The following is a 21,236-nucleotide window of genomic DNA, read 5'->3' as shown; positions in this document are numbered from 1 at the left end:
ATGGTCCGTGTCCTCACGGACCATCTGTCCGGATGGTTTTGCTGACGCCTGTGTGGTCCGTGCGGACACGGACCACGGTGTAGGTAGGGGCGCGTCCCGGTGCGGACACGGACCACGGTGAAGTGGGGGTGCGTCCTCTGGTGAACGTAGTGGTATACTCGTAAAGTAGGCTGATGGTACCGGGCGCTTTTGACGTAGGGACTGGTCTCGTTGGTTGTCTTATACTGTTTGCTATGCGTTTGTCTTTGTGGGTGCTGGTGTTGGGGCTGATCGTTGGCAGTCGTGCCGGATCGGCGCAGCCGCGGGTGAGTCCGGTCGTGGTCGATCAACTTAGGTGGGCTGATGCGGTTTGGGTGGAAGGCTACCTGGGCCGTCGGCTGGATGCGTCGTATGAACACCGGATTCTGGGGCAGGACGTCGATCATCTGATCGCGCCGTTTCGGAGCCGTACCGAAGTCAGCAAATGGCAGAGTGAGTTCTGGGGGAAGTGGTTCACCTCGGCCGTACAGGCGTATCGATACCGTCCGGAACCCCGCCTGAAAGCCGTGCTGGACAAAGCCGTAGCCGGGCTGCTGGCCACCCAGACCCCCGACGGCTATATCGGCAACTACGCCCCCGACAAACACCTCGAACAGTGGGACATCTGGGGCCGGAAATACTGTATGCTGGGTTTGCTGGCTTACTACGACCTCACCAAAGACGCCCGCAGCCTGCAGGCCACCCGCCAACTAGCCGATCACCTCATGCGGGAGCTGGCCGAAAAAAACGTGCTGCTGGTGAAAAAAGGGAATCACCGCGGCATGGCGGCCAGTTCGGTGCTGGAACCCATCACCCAGCTGTACATCCGTACCGGCGACAAACGCTATCTCAACTTTGCGCAGGAAATCGTTCGGCAGTGGGAAACACCCGATGGTCCGCAGCTGATCAGCAAAGCGGGTCAGGATGTGGCCCGGCGCTTTCCTAAACCGGCCTCCCCCTTCGGGTGGGAGCAGGGGCAGAAGGCCTATGAGATGATGTCGTGCTACGAAGGGCTGCTGGAGCTTTACCGCCTGACGGGCAACCAGACCTACCGGAACGCGGTCGAGAAAACCTGGGAAAATATTCGCGATACGGAAATCAACGTAGCCGGGTCAGGAGCCAGCATCGAAGTCTGGTTCGGGGGTAAAAACCTGCAGACGCTACCCGTTCGGCACTATCAGGAAACCTGCGTAACCGTTACCTGGATCAAACTCAGCCAGCAGCTGTTGCGGCTGACTGGCGAGGCCCGCTATGCCGATGCTATCGAGCAAAGCTATTACAACGCCCTGCTCGGAGCCATGCAGCCCGACGGCGCCGACTGGGCCAAGTATTCGCCATTGGCGGGGCAGCGGCTGGAAGGCGAAGGGCAGTGCGGGATGGATCTCAACTGCTGCGTGGCGAGTGGACCGCGGGGCCTGTTCACCCTGCCTGCTACGGTCGTGATGACCGGGGCCGACGGGCCGTCGGTGAATTTCTTCGTGCCGGGGCGCTACTCATTCCTGACACCCGGCGGGCAGCAGGCCGCGGTGCGGCAGCAGACAACCTACCCCGATTCCGGCGCCGTTCGCCTGACCCTCGACCTGCCCAAAGCCGAAGAGCTGTCGGTACGGATTCGGGTTCCTGCCTGGAGCGCCGAAACGACCCTGCTCGTGAATGGACAACCCGTAGACGCCGTACAAAGCGGTCAGTATGCCACCATCCGCCGACGCTGGAGCTCCACCGATGTGATCACCCTTGGACTCGATATGCGGGGTCGGCTGGTGCGGCAGGGGCCCCTGGCCGAACACGTTGCCATCAGGCGCGGGCCGTTGGTGCTGGCCCGGGATTCGCGGCTCGACAAACTCAGCATCGACGAACCGCTGAGCCCCCTGGTGGGTAAAGACGGGTTTATAGCCCTCGAGCCCGTAACCGGCCCAAATCCGGCGTTCTGGGTTCAGTACACCGCCCGGTTTGCGGTCGAGTCGCATCTGGAGCGGGCCATACCGCCGGTTTCACTGCACCTTTGTGACTATGCGTCGGCCGGTAATACCTACGACGAGCGTTCCCGGTTCCGGGTCTGGCTCCCGCAACTGGTCGACACCGCCAAACTACCCTGAGGGTATGGACTGTATTCACCCGCTGGCGTAGTCTCCGTACGACCTGCGCCCGTTTGCCTGACCGTCAGGATACGACTAAGGTGTTGTCTATCAGCTTTTGTCTGGTATGGCCAATAAAAAGCCCGGTCGTTTCGATGACAACCGGGCTTTCCGTTTCTATCCACACCATAATAAATATAGTGGCACAAAGAACGGTATTGTTACTGAGCAACTTGTCCCGTTTACTCAATAAATAACCGCCTGGCGGAGCGGGTAAAATTTAGTTTTGCTCAGGTTACTGGCGAAATATCAGGGGCAGTTAAGTGCGAGTTTACCCAATACTGTTGCCCGAGCGGGTAAACGTCCAGCTCTCATGAACCGGCTTGAAAAACTTTTGCCGGTCGGCGCTCCGATGGTTCATCAGAAAAACCGACACCTTATCGCCCACGCGCTGGGCGTACAGAGGTGCCCCAGCCCGCCGACTGGTACCGTTGGTCTTCCATCGGTCCGCCGACGCGGTCGAACTGCGACCAGATGCTGCCGAGCGAGTCGGTGATGACCACGGTCATGCGGCTGTCGTCGGGGTCGATATCGGCCTTTTTGCCATCGGCACCGGGAAAGACGTTGAACGAGCCGATGGTATTACCCGTGGCATCGTAGAGGGGAATGCGGAAACTCAGCTCCCGGTTGTAGCTGAACTGGATGGGTTCATCGCGCAGCAGGGTGCCGGCGTTGTCAAAACTCAACAGATGGTAGGTGCGGTACTGTACCTTCTTCGGTCCGGCGTTCCGGTCGTTGCCGTCGTAGAGGTAGGCCATGCCCTCGAAGCGCTGGCGGTCCGTACCGATAGGGAGTGCGGACTTAAACAGCTGCGGAGCAATGTATCGAACCATTTTCTGCATGTTGGCCTCGGCCTGGGGTCGGGCCGTTTCTACCTGCTGCACAATGCGGCCCGTATTGGCATCGAGCTGAGTGTGGAGGTAGTTGTACTCGATGGCCATGCGGTAGTTGGCGTAGTTGAAGCCCTGACCCGAACTGACCAGATAGGGAATGGCGGTCCACTTCTCGGGCAGGGCCACCTGGGGGAAGCGAACCGGCACCTGGCTCATGTCTCCGCCGAAGGGTCGGGCCGCGTTCGGAGCCGCTGGGGGCCATCGGTGGGGATAGTGCCGAAGACGGCGAAATCTGAATTAGGAGCTTCAGCTTTCTGCCGGCCGAAGACCTCGCCCTGCTGGGCGGTGAGCTGCCCGTTGGTATCGTAGCTCTGGGTGCTGAAGTAAGCCGCGTTAGACGGGAACTCGGCTCCCTTAGGCTTGGGCGTCTCTGACTGGGGCAGCACACGCCCGGCTACAGGCATGTAGCTGGTGAAGATAACGCCCCCGCCGGGCTGGGCCTTTACGTGCAGCACCTCGACCGGAAAGGGCGGCAGTTTGTAGGGGTTGAGCGGTATATCCGTACTGACGGCGGGTTTCATGGGCTGGGCCAGCAGGGGCGCCACCAGCAGGCCCAGGGCTGCGGTGAGGACGACGCTAGTGGTGGGGGAATGGCGGTGCATGGTGATTGTGGGTTACGGTGGGTGTTAAGGGTATTGATTGTAGGGTGAATCAGCGCTCGTGCTCGAACATGTGCAGGGTACCGCCACTGTCGAGGACATAGAGTTTATCGCCATCGTCTTTTAGGTTTTTTCCCCCTCTAAAAAAAAACATTTGCCGATAATCGGAGAGTGGCAAGTGAAAGGGCGGTATGAGGAAGGATGTATTGCATGCCGGGTTAAATTGAATCGAGTGAAACCATTAGTTCGTTTACCAGATTTAGATATGGCACATACTCGTCTCTGCCTTGTTCAATTACTGCCTTGGCTATCCTACTTTGATAGCTTTCACTGAAACCATCGTATCCAGCATTATTACATAGCTTCATAATGATGAGCTTTTTGAACGGAGCCATACCGCCTAAGTAGTTGCCTAAATCGTCGTCATGGACCTTGTCAATAATCTCATTATTGATGAACTGCAAATCTGCGTATTGCCTCCAAAAAGGTTCTATATGAAGAGTTATTTGTTTCCGAAACATCTCCGCCAGCTCCTGGAGGGTACTAAGATTATTTCGTAGGTCAATAGCAGCAAAGGTATTCATCGCTTCCCAAGCGGCTAAGAAATTGCCCGTTGTGAGGTTAAAAGGAATCGTGTGAGTGATCTTAAGTTCACCATAGTTCATAGACAAGTGCTTTTCCACTAACGGAATTAACAGGTTTTCAACTGCTTCATGATACACCCCTGCTGAGAATCCTGAATAGCGAACCGCATAGTCCAGGCTCGGCCCGTCTCCTCCCCTGAATTCTTTATTGATACCAAAACCAAGAACCGACTTTGTCTTCTCTGATGTCAAATAATAATTTAGATGCGTAATATTAAACTCATACATGACAAAGCCATCGTTCTCGAGGCTGAGTATTGTCTGATACTGGATTAATATTTCTTCAACAGTCTCCATGTTTTTTAATTGGTTACGTCCCCAAATCCACCACTCCCATTGCTGAAAATTTTGAGGAAATTAGGTTGAGATTTGATAATAGGTTGAGATGGGGTGAAAATAAATGGAAGTCCCTTAATATCTCGGTCAATTGGTGCTTTGAGTTTATATCCTCCCTGATTAATTGCGTTACGCTGATTGGTCGTGAAGCCCGTTGTACTTTTTAGTTTGGTATCAGCTACAATAATATCCCAAAAGAGTGCATTCGTAATTGGATCGCGGCCTTGCTTTATAAACACAAAGTCTGCGATAAAGTACTGACCTTTGTTTGTGCAGGAAATAGCGTTACTGTTGATGCAAAACTGTACCTGCGATAGTATTTGTCGCTGGTCGAGGTCTGGGATGAAACCTGTTTTGAGCCGCTGGTACACCGCTGAGGAACTTGATTGAAGCTGCCCTAAAACATAATTTTCAAAGTTTCGACCCTGAGTGTAATAGTCCTGTCTTTGAGCATCTTCACGCGAATAAGCTAGCCACCCCTTTACCTGCAGTTCAACAGCATTGTTGACAGGAATATCTTTAAGGGCTTCTATCAATTCCTCATATTGGCTGGGTTGGTAAAGTGGATTCTGCTTATGTCCAACAAAACCTTTGACAAAATCAGCATTGTCATTCAAGAAGTTAATGAATCCTGCGGTGTTGGCGAGGTCATCAGAAAACTCTTTCAGGGTGCTGGTTCGAGAGTCTGAGTCTGAGAATTTAACAATCTCCGGCTGAACAGTTTGTTGATTCAATTGCGTAAAGTTGGTTAGCGTCACCCAATATTTACGGGCATAAGGTGCTTTGCTTATCTGGTTTTGATAGAGGTAATCCCAAGTACCCACAAGGGTTGTAGTCAGATTTTCCACATTGCCACACAAGTCGGTACTTCCACAATTCGCCCCCTGAATATCGCCCAAAAACGCGGTTACTTCGGCATTGTCAGTGAAGAGAAGGATTCGATCGGTAATCGCTTCCAGTCGTGTATTATCCGGTATCGAGCGGCACAGTTTTTCGACGCCAGCCCTGCCATTTGCTCCACCCCGACTGCGTACGGTACTCAACTTCGTACACAGGCTGGTCGGCATGGCTCGGCCGGTACAGATGCTACAATTGTTGGTTGAAGGGTTGGTATTGACATACGTAGTGACCAGGCCGCCCACTGCCGAGAAGAACGCCAGCGCCGAGAAGGTTTTTTGCTGAGCCTCATTGATGATTTCGGTACCGATGACCAGTTTATCGGCGCCTTTAAAAAGAACCAAATCCTCGGCGGCCGCTATGGGTTTGGTCAGCCCCTCTACAGTCAACTCGCTGGCTTTCAGCACACCCCGGTTTCCGGTTGCGGCCAGGCCATTGGCGGTAGCGGCTACGTCATCGGTTAACTGTTCGAACCGGCCGGTGATCTTAACGGCCGACTGTACGGTGGTGGTAATGGCCCTTAGCGTTGCGGGCAGGTTCTGGAAGGCTCCCGCCGAAGTAGTCATACCCAACACTAACGTTCCGGCTACGGCGGCTTTCCGAATCCCTACGCCGACGGCAGGCAACTTGCGGGCCATAGACGTCAGGGTAGAAATGGCTGATTTGGCTTTGCCGAGCAGGTTCAGTTCACCAATGCCCACAAACAGCGAGAAAACGGTGGGTACGGTGTACCCTCGGTTATAGCTCGTCACACATTGCTGAGCCGGATTATAGACGAGCTGAAAGACGTTGGTGACGGTTTTATCACTTAGCTCAATGTCTTTCAACTGTTTCAGCTCGCTCCAGAGCTGGGCCCGCTGCTGTTCGTCAATGAGCATGTTGAAGAGCAGGGGCAAGCCGCCAACCACATTGACCGTTCCATTGTAGAGACCACACTGAAAGGCCCAGTCTTCCCGAGCAGTCAGATAAGCAGGGGCTCCGGAGGCATCCGAAATCCAGGGCAGTTGCACATACCTGGTTGAATCGCAATTCCAGTATTTTCCGGGAATTTGTGTCGCTCCGACTAAATTAGCGACCCCGGCTATAACCTGCGCAATGGGGTTTTCGGCGCCCATGCTGGGGGCTGGCCTGATCTTCTGCAGCCAGGCTTCAAAGAACCTGGCCAGGCTGGCCGGTTTTTTGGCCGTGATGTGGGTGCCATAAATGTATTCATAGCGTATTTGCCCGTTGGCGCCATAGTCGATCCACAAATGGATGTCCGTCGGGCCCGGTTTGTTCGCGGCTTTGGCAATAGCGACCCGGTTTTGGGGCGTGGTGGTTTGGTCGGTGACAAACAGCTTTAGCGTGTAGCCATTTTCTGAACCCGTCCATAAAGGGTCTTTCCCCTGGGGGCGTTGGGTCAGCAGGTTCAATGAGGAGCCTGAAAGGGTATTGGCCGGGTAGGCTTCGTAGAGTTCCTGGTATATGCCTTCCTGGAGAAATCCTTCTTCACACGCCTTAAAGCCGGGCTTGTTTTCATAGCCAATAGTACGGCTGGTGGTTGTACAAGGGGTTGTGGTGGGCAGGGGGCTGACCAGATAGTCGAGCCGGTAAAAGCCCGTAAACCGGCCGGTGGCCTTCTCAAAAGCCACCCCATAGGCAGTAGCCGAGCTGGGCGTCGAAACAATCAAGCCGGTCTCTTTTGAATAATCGGCTTTGTAGGGACTCTTGAAAACAATTTTCAGGTCGTCGATCAGCAGCGTATCGCCCTTTTGCAGAATCACTCGATTCTTGATCTGAATATCATTTTTGTCGGTTTCAACGGATTGGTCGATGCCGTTGATTCGCGCCGTAAGCTGGTCAAGGGCGTCTTTAGGCGCTGTGCATTCCTGATTCGTGGTAGTCAGGGCGGCCATCCGTCCGCCCGGTGCAGCCGTTACCGAGGGGGGGTGAGTGGCGGCATAGCAAGCCGTAAAGCTGGCCGAAGCGGCCTGATAGGCCTGACAGTCGGCCAGCAGGCTGGCTTTCTGGTCGGCGGGCAGCTTATCGTTGTCATTGATTCGGGCGCACAGTTGGGCATTGAGAGCGCTTAGCTTATCCCGTTCTGCCTGCGTGCCGGTGTAATTGGCGTACAGGTCGACTAGTTGGGTGACGGCATCTTTGAGTAAGTTGACCGTCCCCGTCAGGTCGGTAAGGCCGCCCCAGTTGGGGTCATAGGCCGAGACGATGGTGCCGCCTACCAGCTCGTAGCAGTCGTTGACCAGGGCGCCTTTCAGCTCCACGGCCAGGCGGGTGTTTTTCAGATAGGGGATTTCGGTATAGCCCGTGCCGGTCCAGCCGCTGGAGCCGCCCGAGACGGTCATGACGATTACATCAAAATCGCCCGTGCGGATGGTATCGCCGGGAGCGAGCGGTCCGACGTTTCGGTTGCTCAGGCGGGGGTCATTGGGGTTGCCGATAGTGGCGGCTGGGGCCGTGCCGCACTGGTAGGTATGAGCGACCTGTCGGCAGGGTTTGCTGCGCAGGGTGGTGTAGGCGACGCAGCCCGTAGTTAACCCTGGCACGCTGACCAGCACTTGATAGGCCCTACGCTGGCTGGCAATCAGGCTGGTGGTGCTTCTTCTGGTCCACACAGTAGCCCGTCCCTGCCGGGACTGGCTACGGACAGCCAGCCGGTGAGTTAGGGAGGGGGCAATATGGGTGGAGAAGGAGGTCATTGGTAAAAGCGTACGTCAGTTATTTTTTTTGAAAAAATTTTTCACTGTTGAAAATAAAGGCTCTACCCTCGCAAGACCTTGTAAGTATAAAATGCGGGGGGATCGGGAATAATCTCCACTCTCGGCCCAACACACTATGTACTGACTTTCACAATCATCGCATTTGAGAAGAGAGAGCATCGCTATAGAGGCTTCTTTGTAAGGAGGCTTGAAGTAAATTAGCTCAGCACCACCAAGAATCTGATCTAACTGGAAAGCCTGAGCAATACCTATAGCTAACTCTTTGTTAGGTATGTCAGGAGTACGCAAAGCAACTTCCTTACCATCCTCAAAGAAGTTAAACTGTTGCCGACTATGGCAGTGGCTACAGTCAAAAGAAATAAGTGTTGGCATTTCCCAACTTATTTCTGCTTTAACTGGCAGCTTCAATGGCTGTCCGTCTATATTTATTTGTGTCAAAAAATTTATGATCTGTATCATCGTTGATAAGTTTAAGGTTTGCGAACGTCAAATACTTCTATCCAAGGATTAGAGCCACTACTTAATTCTCCAACACTTTTAGGGAGTTTATACTGTTTCCCGTATCCAGGTTTCCCAAACCAAGGCGTTATACTTCCCTTTTCCACCTCAAAGCGTCGGAGTACTCTTACTTTATAATATTCCTTGTAATCACTGGCAACTCCTCTCAAGGCTCGTTTATCAAATGAATAGGGGCTGCCATTCTCAAGAGGAGAAACAAAGGTTCCGCTCCGTTTTCCATTGAAGTCATAGCGGTCCAAGATTTCACCGACCTCTGCATAACCTTTGGTCAAGTCAGCAAATCCGTCACAAGGGGGCCAACCGCCATTGAGATTATTTTTAGTAAACAGTTGCTCTAACTCGCTCCATTTTTTGAGACTCCACAAATCATACGCCTGTTTAGCTATGTCTAAATTGATATAAGTTGAGCGATTGAAGAAATCGTCAAAACTCATCCCTCTAACTAACCTTTTTATACCTGCTTTAGCTGCCAGCTCATCCGCTATCTTTTGCCAGCCTTCTTTAGCCGTATTTTTGAGTTTATCAATGGCTTCCCGAACGGCAGTTCTGGAGAATAATGTGCCGCTCAATCTGCGCTCGGCAACCGCACTCGCAGCCATTCGTACCTCTTTGGCAGACGAAGCCAGGCAGGTAAGAATAAATCCGGTTAGTTCGCCACGGGCGTAGGCATCATTATCATAAACCAGACCGGCAAACTCACTCAGTTGCTTGATGGTAATTCCGGCTATCTCGAAAACGGGGCTTTCATAAATGAATCGTTCAAAACACTCGTTCACCCTGTCAAGATCGCCAGTCACGCCAAAGATTCCGCAGTCTCTAAAGTAGTTATAGTCTTTCTTTACCCGTTGAACGATAAAATCGAGTAAGGCTTTGGAGATGCTCTTGGCATCGACAGTAGAGAATATTTCATGTACTAATCCAGCACTGAACATTCCCCAGTAATTATTCTTGGTGTAACGCAGGGCCTCATCTCGTTCCGTGTATTTAACGATTAAATTAATAATGTCAAATACATCATAAACTGTGGCTTTTAAATCTTCTAAGCGTTGGTCAAATGCCTGCTTACGATTTAAATACTCGGCATACGCGTTTGACCCTGGCGAAGCCGCCAATAGGGTATTATTCAGTTCGTCATACTCTGCCTTCAGTGCAGTCCGCTCGTTATCTGTCAGACCAGGTACATTGTCGATGAAAGCCACTATGTCGTTCTTGGCTAAAGCAGCTTTAGCCCGTAACGTATCTGAATTGATCTGAGGGGACTTAATAAGACCTTCTATTTCAGAAGATCGACTTTTGTAAGAGTCAAACGTTTCAAGTAATGTTCGTACAGTCTCCTGGACTTGTTTAATGCCATTATCTGCATCCTGCAAGCCACCCCAGTTGGGGTCATAGGCCGAGACGATGGTGCCGCCTACCAGCTCGTAGCAGTCGTTGACAATGGCACCTTTCAGCTCCACGGCCAGACGGGTGTTTTTCAGATACGGGATTTCGGTATAGCCCGTGCCGGTCCAGCCGCTGGAGCCGCCCGAGACGGTCATCACGATTACATCAAAATCGCCCGTTCGGATGGTGTCGCCGGGGGCCAGGTTGCTCAGGCGGCTGCCGTTGTCGGGCAGGGGGGCTGCCGGGGCCGTGCCACACTGGTAGGTATGAGTCACCTGTCGGCAGGGTTTGCTGCGCAGGGTGGTGTAGGCGACGCAGGTGCTGCCCTGGGGCGAGGTGAGTACGACCTGGTACTGGCCGATGGCCGTGGCCGATAGGGTCGGCGAAGTGCCCACCGGCAGGGGGGTGGCCGAGCCGGTTTGTCGGCTCCACTGGTAGGTATAGCCCGCCAGCGAGAGGCCGTCCAGGTGTTCTACCGTCAGCGTCAGGGAGCCAACACCACCGGTGGCCGTGGTGCTGCGGGGAATCAAATCGGTTTCGGTACCCGAGGCATCGTTGGCTATAATACGAACGTTGCAGTCGGTGGCACTCTCTACGGGGCTTATGACCACCGTTACCAGGGTACCGGCGGTTGTGGTGCAGCCGCCCGGCAGGGCGACCGTGAGGCTGTAAGTGCCTGTATTAGCAGTAGTCGTGACCGGGATAGTCGGCGCGGCTACGGTGCTGGTAAAGGTATCCGGTCCAGTCCAGGCGTAGACCGCGCTGGCGCTGGTGGGGCTGACCGTTGCGCTCAGGCTCAGCGCTTGCCCGGCGGTCAGGCTGGCGGGGGCCACAACGCTGGCCGAAACCCCACTACAAGAGGTCGTGCTGGTGGGCAATACCGTCAGGCTGGTAGAGGCCGTGGCGGTACAGCCGTTGGGCAGGGAGACCGTCAGGCTGTAGGTGCCGCTGTTAGCGGTAGTGGTGGCCGGGATGGTCGGCGCAGCGGCCGTGCTGGTGAAGCCACTTGGCCCGGTCCAGGCATAGACCGCGCTGGCGCTGGTGGGGCTGACCGTTGCGCTCAGGCTCAGCGCTTGCCCGGCGGTCAGGCTGGTGGGGGCCACAACGCTGGCCGAAACCCCACTACAAGAGGTCGTGCTGGTGGGTAAGACCGTCAGGCTGGTAGAGGCCGTGGCGGTACAGCCGTTGGGCAGGGCGACCGTCAGGCTGTAGGTGCCGCTGTTAGCGGTAGTGGTGGCCGGGATGGTCGGCGCAGCGGCCGTGCTGGTGAAGCCACTTGGCCCGGTCCAGGCATAGACCGCGCTGGCGCTGGTGGGGCTGACCGTTGCGCTCAGGCTCAGCGCTTGCCCGGCGGTCAGGCTGGCGGGGGCCACAACGCTGGCCGAAACCCCGCTACAAGAGGTCGTGCTGGTGGGCAATACCGTCAGGCTGGTAGAGGCCGTGGCCGACCAGCAATCGGGCCGTTGATCGCTGCCTGCCACTAGTCCTCATTTATTTCCTTTGGTGCAAATAATGGTTCGGCACCAGCCACTAATCCAGTGATTTACACGAGAATCTAATCACTGGTGCGCTATGAACTACTTACTCCTGGCCCTCTGCCTGGGCTCATTTACATGCTGTCAGGCTCAGCTGGTGCCATCCCGGCAGGCATACGAAACGAAGTGGGCAAAACCCGAAACCGGCGCTATGACCTGGTACGTGCTCAGGGATACGGCTGCCTTTGAACTGGGCAGCGTGACCAGCCAGGTCGTAGACAGTAAAGATCAACTAACCCTGATTACGACCGTAACCCTGAAAGGGATGAAGGGCACCTGGGTCGATTCGTCGATTTGTGCGAAAGCCACCCTGAAACCCATCCGCCATGTCTCTTACAACGGACAACGGGATATGGTGCTGGACTTCGATCGGGTCGTAACCGGATTTTATACCGACAAGCGACTGGGGAAAACTACGCGCATCAGCGATACGACCCGAGCTGCCTATTTTGACAGTAATATCTACCCGCTTCTGATTCGCTGGTTGCCGCTGAAAGAAGGGTTTACCCAGAAACTGGCTATTTACGACTACAACCCCTCCGCCAAAACAGGCGTCATCACGGCGTCGGTAAACGAAGTAAGCAGCAGTACGTATACGAGCCGGAAAGCCGGTACGAGGGCGGTCTGGCTGGTAGACGTTACTGACGAGATCAGCAACGGTAAATCCCGGTATTTTATCGATAAGGCCGACCGCAAACTTTGGAAACAGACCATAGAGGCCGGAGGGCGTTCTATGATGATGGTCGCCGTTGAGTAAAGGCAGAACGAGTTAGGGCGCAATGGCTGTCGGCAGGGTAAGGTCGTGGGTCGACCGAAACAAAAATCGCTGCTGCGAGTAGTGTAGAATCGATGGGCTAAACAAGGGTGTTATGACGGTTCGATTGGCGATTGTTTATCTGTTTTGTTTTTTCGTACTCCCCGCCGACGCGCACAGCTACCGGGCGCTGGCCGATGGCTGGCGGTACGAAAAAACGCCCGGTCCGACGGGGAGTTCGGTCTATAAAGCGACCCTGACGTCGGATAACACAGTGCAGTTTGGCTACCCCTATTCGGGCGGTTCGGCCGTTACGATGACCATCCGGCAAACGAACGGCAGCACCTACGCCTATCTGGAAGCGGCCAACGGAACCTTTACCCGGAGTTATCAGAACGGGAGCGCCCGGATTCAGTTCGACGGCAAACCACCCGTTTCCTATGCGCTTTCGGCGGCTGCCAATGGAAGGGCCAATATTGTTTTCTTCGATGCCGGGGAGAAGCTGATTGCGCAGCTGAAACGAACCCGCACGATGGTGGTGCGGCTGCAGTTTGCGGGGCAACCCGTGCGGGAAGTTCGCTTCACACCGGTCGGCTTCCGGTGGAATTCGTGAGGCCGGTCGGTAGATATAACAGGCCCGTAAATGCATCATCCCCGCACCAGTCATAGACCGATGCGGGGACGCTGTGGTTGTGTTGTATAACGGAGCTGGCTGACCCTATTCGTCTTCGAAAGGATTTTCGTCGTAGGTGACGCTGGCCAGTTTCTTGTCGAGGTAATAAACCTGGTCGGCCGGAATCTGATCGATCAGTTCCAGGCACCGCCGGGCAATGTATTCTTCTTCGACCTGTTCTTTTACGTACCATTTCATCAGCTCCTCGGTGGCGTAGTCGCCTTCGCGCCGGCAGACGCCGATGATCCGGTTGATGGAGTCGGTTACGGCAATCTCCTGATCGAGAGCCGACTCGAAAACCGACCGCAGGGTATCGAACTCCTGACCTACCGGCGGCACGTCGGGTGAGTAGGCCGTGGCACCCTGATCGCACAGGTAATGGAAGAGTTTCATGGCGTGTTTGCGCTCTTCTTCCGATTGTTTGTAAAAGAACCCGGCGCTATGATCGTATCCGTTCCGGTCGCACCAGCCAGCCATGGCCAGGTATTTGGAAGACGATACCATTTCCATTTTTATCTGCTGATTCAGAACCAGTTCAACGGGTTCTTTGATCAACGTGCGGAGCCTATCCAGATCTTTCATTGGGCGTACGTTTGGTGAGACTTTAATTAACTTGCCTGGCTGTAAAAAGCACTGAGGGCTGTAAAGTACTTAAATAACGAACCTTCCGCAAAAAAGTTAGCTGGGCGTTGAGAGCGTAGCGCATCCACATTCGCGCAGCATGCTGTTGAGTTCGAGCATCAGGCTGGCGCCGTTGAGCAGCTCGCGCAGGTGAATCACTTCGCAGAGGGTCAGCACATAGCAACGCTCCGAACGCGGAATGGTCAGGATTTCTACGTCGTCGGCGGTGTCGGTGCTCAGGGCCATCTGGTGTACGTTGACCGTACTGACCATCCGCCGAAACTGCGCAAAGTCACGCGCCGACAGCGGTGTGGTGGACCCCCAGAAGGATAAAATCAGGCGGTTGGTCCGGTCACATTGATACACGACGCCTTTGTCGGTTCTGAATACTTCCTGATACGAGACGGGTACGTTACTTTCCATGACTGTACATTGCTGAGACAAAGATACAGTATGGTCTTATTTGTAGCAAGTCTAAATAAATTTCTAAGCGTTCTGTCTGATCCGTTACCGCCGGGGTCGGTTCTGGGCCAGCACCGGGGTCGATGCGGTTGCCGATTTTTTCAGCACATACTGGGCCAGCACGGGAAAATGGTCGGAAAACGATACGCCCGACAGGGTCTGGCAGGTTTTGATATGCCAGTCGTAGCTGACAAACTGCTGATCGATCCGGGCGAAATACGGATGCCGGTTCAGCGTAAAACCCAGCCCCTGGCCGGCTTCTTCGAACGCATTCCGGAAGTTCTGGCTTAGCTTACCGTACGAGTAGCCGATGGGGATTTCGTTAAAATCGCCACAGATAATGACCGGATAGCGGCTCCCCGCCACGTACGACTCTACCTCCTTGAGCTGTTCGTTACGGTGCTCAAAGCCTTCTTTCAGTCGACGAAAGGTGTCGAGGACTTCGAACGAAAACTTGCCCAGCTGTCCTGCTTTCAGCGCAGCAACGGCCTGGCTGGTGCGTACGCCCATCGACCACAGATGCACATTCACGACCCGGATGGTATCTGTCCCGTAGGCAATGTCGGCACACAGGAACCCGTTGATATCGGGCCCCTGCTGGCGACTCCAGATACGGCCGTACTCGTTCACGATCGGGAACTTGGAAAACAGGGCCAGCCCCACTTCGCGGTCATGGTCGAAACAGTTCAGTTTCTGGATCGTGGCCGTATACTGGCGTTCGATGTGCGCGTTGGGCGAATATTCCTGAAAACAGGCGATATCGGCGGTGAGTTTGGCCGCGTCGAAGCCGCCCTGCGCGCCTGTCGGGAAGGTTTCGCTGTTGAAACTAAGTACGCTGAGGGTAGGAGCCTGGCTGATGTCCAGATCGCCCCCGCGAATACCAACCATTCGCTTCACGACCAGAAATGAAAAAACGACCCAGATCAGTCCGGCCGTTGCAATCATCTGCTGCCGTTTGTAAAGCAGATAGATACTAGCCACCAGGCCGCAAAGGATGGCCAGAGGCAGGCTCATCATGATAAACCCCGTCAGCCAGTGATCCATGACCGGATAAAAGCTGAACGCCATCGTTAAAAATAAATAGCTGAGGGCGGCATAGGCTACCGGAAACTGGCGGTACCGGCGGTAAAGAAACCGGGCAGCATCAGCAAGCGGCTCGGCAATGGTGTGTAAAACAGGGGATAGATGAGCGATCCATTTTCGTAACGTTGACATAGTGTGTAGCTGGTCTGGTGGATAATTGCCGCTGGACTGATCCGGCGGACTTACCTGACTTCGAAGCGGCTGTCGCCGATCCGAAACCCTTCTGCGTATAACTCAACCGTATAGATGCCTGGCTTGTAGGGATTTCCCCGCCGAAATAGCATGGCCACCCGCTGGTCGTTGTTTTCGTACGGTACCGTCTGGCGCATGCTGTACCCGATCTCGCGCCCGTCGGTAAAGAGGATGCCGCCGATGCCGCTTTCGCTGACTACGGCGCCGTTGGCATCCAGAATCCGTAAATAAATGTCCTTGTTGTTCTGCACCGCCAGCGGGTTGGTCGGCAGGATAAAGGCTACTTTGAGCCGGTCGATGCGCGAGGCCCGGTAGGGACTATCCCGGCGTTCGCGGCCGTTGGAAGCCACCGCCGTTACCTCGATATTGACCGCTTTGAGGGCCGACGCCAGGGTAACCTTGTCTTTCAGGTCGGCGTTCTGCAGCGAGTAATCGACTACGGCCCGGGCCAGCACCTCCTTGTCGTGTTTCAGCCCCTGGTTTTCGACCAGAATGCTTTCTTTCTCCTGCTCCAGCGACAAGGCACGTTCGGCCAGCGACCCATTTTCGGTCCGCAGCTTCCGCAGGGTCAGTTCGTTTTGCGCCAGAAAATTCTGGTAATCTCTGATTTTCAGGGTGTACTGCTGACTGGAAAAGCTCAGGTCGGATTTCAGGCGTTTTTTGTCGGTCTCCAGTTGGCGCTTGATCCGTTCGAGTTCGGCAACGCTGCCGCCCAACTGCCGGACTTCGGTAATTTTGGCGTCGAGCACGCCCGATATCGAATCCAGCTTGGTCTGCGTGGCCGCAAACTGCTCTACTTTCAGAGTCAGCAGCTTCTGTACTTCCAGGGTTTCGTTGCGCGACCCGATGAACAGGTAGGCCATCAGCGCCAGCACCCCGACCAGGGCGCCGATGGTCATGGTTTGTATACCCTGCTTGTCTGTTGTAGCCTGCACCTCCATAGCGTTGTTGTTCACGGTTCGGCTACAAAGCAACGGCGACCAACTTAAGCACGACTTAAGCTCACCTTAAATTTACCTTAAAATGCCGCCAGGCTGGGCAGAGTCAGGGTGAAGGTAGTGCCCTGGGGCGTCGACTGCACCGCTATGTCGCCCCGGTGGAGCTGGGTCACCTGCGCCACAACGGCCAGCCCGACGCCATGCCCTTTGCTCGACTGTGCGGTTGCGTTCCCCCGAAAAAAGGGCTGAAAAATATACGGCAGGTCGGCGGATGGGATCGGTATGCCTTCGTTGAAAACCGACAGGATGATGGTTCCGCGCCGGGTTCTAAAGTCGACGGCGGCTGTTCGGCTGGGCGAAAATTTGCAGGCATTCTCGATGAGGTTCATCAGCAGCACTTTCAGAGCCGCCCGGTTTCCCTGGGTAATCAGGTCGTCTTCTTCGTCGGGGAAGTCGGTAAACGTAAGCTGGATCGTGTAGTCATCGTGCCAGGCCTGGAGCTGCTTTTTGGTTTCCCAGAGCAGTTCATCCATCCGTACCGGCTCAAACGGCATGGTTTCGGCCTGCAGCGAGGTGTTGGCCAGCTCCAGCAGGGTATTGGTCAGCTGGGTCAGCGTGCGCGTATCTTCCTGCAGCGAACGGAGCGTTTGCTCGTAGGCTTCGGGATTGCGTTTCTGGATCAGCGCCACGTCGATCTGCGAGTTGATCTTGGTCAGCGGATTTTTCAGCTCGTGCGATACATTGGCAATGAACATTTTCTGCGTGTGCAGGGCCTGCTCGATGCGGTCGAGGAGCTGGTTGAAGGTGGTGACGAGTACTCCAATTTCGTCGGAGCGGTTAGGGTGCTCCACGCGCCGGGTTACGTTGGCCGGAAAGATGGTGTTGACCTGCTGAACAATACTCGACATCGGGGCCAGCGCCCGGTCGGCAAACAGCCAGCCTGATATACCCAGCAGCAGAATAGCCGCCAGCATCATAATGATCAGGATCTTCTGCAGGTCGTTGAGCGCGTCCTGCCCGGTCTGGTCGACCCCGCTCACGATAACCCAGTTGGTGCTTTTGCCGGAGGTCAGATGGATAGCGACTACCTGGTATTCGTTTTTGCGCAGATACAGCGTCTGGGCGGTCGAGTCGAGTTGCGCCACAAACTGCTGGTGGAACTGGGCGTTGGCCGGATTGGTCGAGAACAGGATCTCTTTGGTCTGGTCGTTATAGACCGAAATGTTTTCGTTGAGCAGGGGTTCCTTATCGGCCGCGTCGATGAGCCGCAGCACGGTGCTGTCGGTTTGCTGCAAATCGAACAGCAGGGTAGTAGTCGTGATGGCGCGATCCTGCAGGCGCTTGTAAAACCGTTTTTCGAGGTAGAGCTTGCTGAATAAGTAAACGCCGAGTGAGAACAGGAACAGAATGCCTGTTACCAGAAAGACGAACTGGTAGGTGAGCCGGGTACGGATATTGATCATCACACTAACTTTAGGACATACCCCATGCCAATTTGCGTGTGGAGTAACTTAGGCTCAAAGTCCCGGTCAATTTTCTTCCGTAGGAAGTTGATATACACCTCAATGATGTTGGTACCGGTATCGAACGTCAGGTCCCAGAGTTTTTCGGCGAGTTCTACCTTGGAGATGACCCGACCCTGATGCCGCAGGAAGTATTCGAGCAGCTGGAATTCCTTGGCCGTCAGTGTGATTTCGGTGCTCGCCCGAACCACTGTTTTGGTGTCTGGATTCAGCTCCAGGTCGGCAATGCGGAGCAGGTTCGTGCTGGGAGTCAGACTGTGGGTTCGGCGGGTCAGGGCCCTGACCCGGGCCATCAGTTCCCGAAACTCGAAGGGTTTGATCAGGTAGTCGTCCGCACCGGCGTCGAGGCCCACGATTTTGTCGTCGGTGGTGCCGAGGGCGGTGAGCATCAGAATAGGCGTCTGTACGCCGGCCTGCCGGAGTTTGCGACACAGGTCGAGTCCGTTCATACCCGGTAAGATAATGTCGGAGATAATCAGCGCATACGGCTCCCGGCTGGCCAGCTGAAAGCCCATCGTGCCGTCGTAGGCTACGTCGACATCCCACTGGTGCTCTTCCAGTCCCTGTTTAATACTCTGCACGGTTTTGACCTCATCTTCGATCAACAGGATTCTCATGATACCTTATTCATTCATTTGACTATACAGAGTTAACGTACCAGATGAACCGTTTCTACGCGCAACTGGTTTGCGCTGGCCTGATCTGTCCGGCTCCGTGGGGCAGGTAGCGGCCGGAAATCAGCCACTTTCCTGTTATTGTCGACCCGGTTGATTACCGGCTGTTTCGTGCAAAGGTTAGCATTTTATCCTTTAGTCGTGTTGGCAGCGGCTGGCAATCCAGACGGGTAGGGGCCGGTAGACGGTTTCCTATGGCTTAATCATTCCGTAACAGTACAGTAAAATTGGCTTGATATTGCGGGTCTACCTTTGCGGCCGAATTGATGCCGCGCGTTATGAAACCTTCAGCCTTACCGGAAGATTATGACCTTATCGTTGCGATTCAGGCGGGTGATGCCGCTGCGTTTCAGACGCTGTATCGCAAGTACTGGCGCCCCCTGTTTAACGTCAGCTACCAGGCCACCCGCCATACCGACGATGCCAAGGATCTGGTTCAGGAACTGTTTGCCGACATCTGGCAAAACCGGGCTGCTGTAAAGCCCGACACTTTTTCGGCCGCTTACCTCCACGCTACCCTTCGCCACAAGCTGCTCGACCGCATTCGCAAACAGGCGGTGCGCCAGCAGTACATATCGCGCATTGTGGCTACCACCACCGATCACGACAATTCGACCGAAGCGGCTCTCCAGTCGGATGCTTTTCTGGAGCATCTGCAACGCGAACTGATCAAGCTGCCGGAGCGGTGCCGATTGATTTTCCAGCTCAGCCGGTTCGATGATCTCTCCGTCGATGAGATTGCCGGGCAGCTCCGGTTGTCGCCCCAAACGGTTAAGAACCAGCTCACGAAGGCGCTGTTCCGGCTCCGAACCAGCCTGCACGAATACGCGACCTGGGCCGGGATTCTGGTGATGGGGTATTGGTGGTGAGTTTTTTTGATTGTTTTTCAGGTTCAAACCAGTCGGTCAGGGGTTGATCACGGGCCGGTCGTAGGTTGGTAACCCAATCCATATGCCGCTCTTCCCGGAATTTTTAGGTTTCGGTTGTGTCAATTGACATGCCGCCCCTCTGGAGCTATTAACCACCTTGGTTGACTTACTTCTATTGACATGCCAGCCCTCTGGGGTGGGCGTCGGAACGGTCAACATAGACATTCCCCTTCACCCATCGTCCCATAGGAACATAACAGCATAGCGTCGGTAGCACGCGCGTCGGTCGGTCAACGCGGGTATATTACGCCCCGCCCCACCCATAGTCCCGTAGGGACGCAACAGCGCAGCGTCGGTAGCCAGGCGTCGGTAGCAACATGTCGATAACAAACGCGTCGACAAAAAACGCGCCCATGGCATTGGATTCGTCTTCCCGATAATGCAAACCGGTCTGCTGCGGCATCTCCACAACCGCGTCGGCTATCAAATAAATGGCCTTTCTGGCGACCCCCGTCAAAAAAACTGAAAAATTTTGCTGACCCGATAGTACCAAACCCCGGCTTGTACGAATACCTGTTAACAAGCAACGATACGACGTATTGCACCAGACTGATGAATCAGGAAGAACGGGAACGGCACATTCGGGATTATCTCGACGGGAAAATGAACCCGCAGGGAAAAGCCCTCTTCGACGAGTGGGCCGACCGACTGGCGCAGGATACGCGGTTTATCGACTCGCTCAGCCCCGCTCAGGCCAGCCGCTTCGAAGACGATATGTGGGAGGCCGTCCGACAGCAGGCTGGACTGCCGGATGATAACCCGGTAGACCCTGTTGCGCCACTAACGCCGTTCCGGTCGGTCTTCACCAACCCGCACCAACCCAGCCCTAACCGGTTCACGACCGCACTGCGCTATGGGCTGGCCGCATCGGTAGCCCTGCTACTACTGGCGGGGTATATCCTATGGCATGGAAAGCCGTCCGGCAGTCAACTGGCCAGGGCATCTTCATCGGCGCCCGTGACCTACCGGGAGGTACTGGCACCTACCGGGCAGCGACTGTCGGTAACGCTGCCCGACGGCTCAAAAATTTACCTGAACGCCGAAAGTAAACTGCGCTATCCGAAGACACTGACGGGACCAACGCGACACGTCTTTCTGGAGGGAGAAGGCTTTTTTGAGGTAGCCCATAACCCCGCACAACCCTTCGTCGTGACCACCTCCCGGCTGACCACTACCGTAAAAGGAACCTCCTTCAACGTAAATGCCTATGCCAACGAATCGCTAGCCGAAGTAACGGTGCTGACGGGAAAAGTAGAAGTCAGCACGACCGGCCGTCGGCAGGCGCCACGGCTGCTGATACCCGGCCAGCGCGTCACGTACCGGCCCGACCGGGAAACACTTATGCAGACAACGCTGGCTGACCCGCAGCTGGCTACGGCCTGGCGCAACGGCACGCTGGTATTCCGACGCACACCGATGGCCGATATTGTTCGGCAGCTCAGCCGGCAGTACGGGGTTCGGGTTCGGCTGGCTACGCCCGCGCTGGCGGCCTGTACCGTAGTGGGTACGTTTAACCGGGCCAGCCTCGATGATGTGCTCGCCGTCTTGTGCGGCTCCGTAGGGGCCACGTATCAGTATCAGGGAAAGGAGGTGATGATCCGGGGCGATGGCTGCCCATAGCGTAGCCGACCGCTTCGGCGAAAAGGGCCAGATGTGTTCGCACCACACCTGACCCCGCGAAAACAATCTTCCTGACTGTTGACCCTCCCGC

At 55.1% G+C, this 21,236-nt stretch carries 17 protein-coding genes; 5 read left to right on the top strand and 12 right to left on the bottom strand.

The features are described 5' to 3' along the window. The first annotated feature begins 233 nt into the window (after positions 1–233). A complete protein-coding gene (locus EQG79_RS22500; protein WP_129604261.1) occupies positions 234–2,114 on the top strand; it encodes a glycoside hydrolase family 127 protein in 1,881 nt (626 codons plus the stop codon). Between the two features lie 416 nt (positions 2,115–2,530). Here EQG79_RS22500 and EQG79_RS22495 read toward each other — a convergent pair whose 3' ends face one another. The 6 genes from EQG79_RS22495 to EQG79_RS22470 form a co-directional block, all read right to left on the bottom strand. Then, positions 2,531–3,202 carry a hypothetical protein gene (locus EQG79_RS22495; RefSeq protein WP_129604256.1) on the bottom strand — a complete coding sequence of 224 codons (672 nt, stop codon included), beginning with the start codon at positions 3,200–3,202 and terminating at the stop codon, positions 2,531–2,533. Next, positions 3,199–3,648, bottom strand: coding sequence for a hypothetical protein (locus EQG79_RS22490; RefSeq protein ID WP_129604249.1), 450 nt, complete (start codon positions 3,646–3,648; stop codon positions 3,199–3,201). Before EQG79_RS22490 ends, EQG79_RS22495 begins: the two co-directional genes overlap by 4 nt. Positions 3,649–3,863: 215 nt before the next feature. Beyond that, positions 3,864–4,586 carry a hypothetical protein gene (locus EQG79_RS22485; protein WP_129604244.1) on the bottom strand — a complete coding sequence of 241 codons (723 nt, stop codon included), beginning with the start codon at positions 4,584–4,586 and terminating at the stop codon, positions 3,864–3,866. A 5-nt stretch (positions 4,587–4,591) separates the two neighbouring features. After that, positions 4,592–8,218, bottom strand: coding sequence for a hypothetical protein (locus EQG79_RS22480; protein WP_129604240.1), 3,627 nt, complete (start codon positions 8,216–8,218; stop codon positions 4,592–4,594). A 15-nt stretch (positions 8,219–8,233) separates the two neighbouring features. After that, positions 8,234–8,698 carry a hypothetical protein gene (locus EQG79_RS22475; RefSeq protein WP_129604237.1) on the bottom strand — a complete coding sequence of 155 codons (465 nt, stop codon included), beginning with the start codon at positions 8,696–8,698 and terminating at the stop codon, positions 8,234–8,236. Between the two features lie 11 nt (positions 8,699–8,709). Next, positions 8,710–11,622, bottom strand: a complete 2,913-nt coding sequence (locus EQG79_RS22470) for a TNT domain-containing protein (RefSeq protein ID WP_129604234.1) — start codon at positions 11,620–11,622, stop codon at positions 8,710–8,712. Positions 11,623–11,713: 91 nt separating this feature from the next. Between EQG79_RS22470 and EQG79_RS22465 the strand changes: the two genes are divergently transcribed. Further along, on the top strand, positions 11,714–12,433 hold the full coding sequence (locus EQG79_RS22465; protein ID WP_129604231.1) for a DUF3108 domain-containing protein: 720 nt from the start codon (positions 11,714–11,716) through the stop codon (positions 12,431–12,433). Between the two features lie 112 nt (positions 12,434–12,545). After that, the gene (locus tag EQG79_RS22460; RefSeq protein WP_129604228.1) at positions 12,546–13,043 is read left to right on the top strand and encodes a hypothetical protein; all 498 of its coding nucleotides are present in this window, start codon (positions 12,546–12,548) and stop codon (positions 13,041–13,043) included. A 105-nt stretch (positions 13,044–13,148) separates the two neighbouring features. Here the strand turns inward: EQG79_RS22460 and EQG79_RS22455 are convergent, their stop codons facing one another. The 6 genes from EQG79_RS22455 to EQG79_RS22430 form a co-directional block, all read right to left on the bottom strand. Continuing rightward, a complete protein-coding gene (locus EQG79_RS22455) occupies positions 13,149–13,685 on the bottom strand; it encodes a ferritin (RefSeq protein WP_077921523.1) in 537 nt (178 codons plus the stop codon). Positions 13,686–13,781: 96 nt separating this feature from the next. After that, positions 13,782–14,147, bottom strand: a complete 366-nt coding sequence (locus tag EQG79_RS22450) for a hypothetical protein (RefSeq protein ID WP_077921521.1) — start codon at positions 14,145–14,147, stop codon at positions 13,782–13,784. An 84-nt stretch (positions 14,148–14,231) separates the two neighbouring features. After that, the gene (locus EQG79_RS22445) at positions 14,232–15,401 is read right to left on the bottom strand and encodes an endonuclease/exonuclease/phosphatase family protein (protein WP_077921519.1); all 1,170 of its coding nucleotides are present in this window, start codon (positions 15,399–15,401) and stop codon (positions 14,232–14,234) included. Between the two features lie 50 nt (positions 15,402–15,451). Then, the gene (locus EQG79_RS22440) at positions 15,452–16,417 is read right to left on the bottom strand and encodes a hypothetical protein (protein WP_240699422.1); all 966 of its coding nucleotides are present in this window, start codon (positions 16,415–16,417) and stop codon (positions 15,452–15,454) included. 62 nt (positions 16,418–16,479) lie between these two features. Beyond that, on the bottom strand, positions 16,480–17,862 hold the full coding sequence (locus EQG79_RS22435; protein WP_077921516.1) for a sensor histidine kinase: 1,383 nt from the start codon (positions 17,860–17,862) through the stop codon (positions 16,480–16,482). Then, entirely contained in the window at positions 17,862–18,539 is a 678-nt protein-coding gene (locus EQG79_RS22430; protein ID WP_077921515.1) for a response regulator, read from the bottom strand. Before EQG79_RS22430 ends, EQG79_RS22435 begins: the two co-directional genes overlap by 1 nt. Before the next feature lie 335 nt (positions 18,540–18,874). Here EQG79_RS22430 and EQG79_RS22425 point away from each other — a divergent pair, with 335 nt between their 5' ends. Both EQG79_RS22425 and EQG79_RS22415 read left to right on the top strand, forming a co-directional pair. Beyond that, positions 18,875–19,465 carry an RNA polymerase sigma factor gene (locus tag EQG79_RS22425; RefSeq protein ID WP_161492757.1) on the top strand — a complete coding sequence of 197 codons (591 nt, stop codon included), beginning with the start codon at positions 18,875–18,877 and terminating at the stop codon, positions 19,463–19,465. 612 nt (positions 19,466–20,077) lie between these two features. Beyond that, complete coding sequence (locus EQG79_RS22415; RefSeq protein ID WP_129604222.1) at positions 20,078–21,145, top strand: FecR family protein; 1,068 nt, start codon at positions 20,078–20,080, stop codon at positions 21,143–21,145. The last annotated feature ends 91 nt before the right edge of the window (positions 21,146–21,236 follow it).

The organism is Spirosoma sordidisoli, from assembly GCF_004138325.1.
Lineage (GTDB): Bacteria > Bacteroidota > Bacteroidia > Cytophagales > Spirosomataceae > Spirosoma > Spirosoma sordidisoli.
The sequence above is the reverse complement of the archived record's forward strand: the minus strand, read 5'-3'. Positions and strand labels throughout refer to the sequence as shown.

What these genes read in the sequence shown, in the direction of transcription:
- EQG79_RS22500 (WP_129604261.1), top strand. Translation starts at nt 234, where the DNA reads ATGCGTTTGTCTTTGTGGGTGCTGGTGTTGGGGCTGATCGTTGGCAGT.
- EQG79_RS22495 (WP_129604256.1), bottom strand. Translation starts at nt 3,202, where the DNA reads ATGAGCCAGGTGCCGGTTCGCTTCCCCCAGGTGGCCCTGCCCGAGAAG.
- EQG79_RS22490 (WP_129604249.1), bottom strand. Translation starts at nt 3,648, where the DNA reads ATGCACCGCCATTCCCCCACCACTAGCGTCGTCCTCACCGCAGCCCTG.
- EQG79_RS22485 (WP_129604244.1), bottom strand. Translation starts at nt 4,586, where the DNA reads ATGGAGACTGTTGAAGAAATATTAATCCAGTATCAGACAATACTCAGC.
- EQG79_RS22480 (WP_129604240.1), bottom strand. Translation starts at nt 8,218, where the DNA reads ATGACCTCCTTCTCCACCCATATTGCCCCCTCCCTAACTCACCGGCTG.
- EQG79_RS22475 (WP_129604237.1), bottom strand. Translation starts at nt 8,698, where the DNA reads ATGATACAGATCATAAATTTTTTGACACAAATAAATATAGACGGACAG.
- EQG79_RS22465 (WP_129604231.1), top strand. Translation starts at nt 11,714, where the DNA reads ATGAACTACTTACTCCTGGCCCTCTGCCTGGGCTCATTTACATGCTGT.
- EQG79_RS22460 (WP_129604228.1), top strand. Translation starts at nt 12,546, where the DNA reads ATGACGGTTCGATTGGCGATTGTTTATCTGTTTTGTTTTTTCGTACTC.
- EQG79_RS22455 (WP_077921523.1), bottom strand. Translation starts at nt 13,685, where the DNA reads ATGAAAGATCTGGATAGGCTCCGCACGTTGATCAAAGAACCCGTTGAA.
- EQG79_RS22450 (WP_077921521.1), bottom strand. Translation starts at nt 14,147, where the DNA reads ATGGAAAGTAACGTACCCGTCTCGTATCAGGAAGTATTCAGAACCGAC.
- EQG79_RS22445 (WP_077921519.1), bottom strand. Translation starts at nt 15,401, where the DNA reads ATGTCAACGTTACGAAAATGGATCGCTCATCTATCCCCTGTTTTACAC.
- EQG79_RS22435 (WP_077921516.1), bottom strand. Translation starts at nt 17,862, where the DNA reads ATGATCAATATCCGTACCCGGCTCACCTACCAGTTCGTCTTTCTGGTA.
- EQG79_RS22430 (WP_077921515.1), bottom strand. Translation starts at nt 18,539, where the DNA reads ATGAGAATCCTGTTGATCGAAGATGAGGTCAAAACCGTGCAGAGTATT.
- EQG79_RS22425 (WP_161492757.1), top strand. Translation starts at nt 18,875, where the DNA reads ATGAAACCTTCAGCCTTACCGGAAGATTATGACCTTATCGTTGCGATT.
- EQG79_RS22415 (WP_129604222.1), top strand. Translation starts at nt 20,078, where the DNA reads ATGAATCAGGAAGAACGGGAACGGCACATTCGGGATTATCTCGACGGG.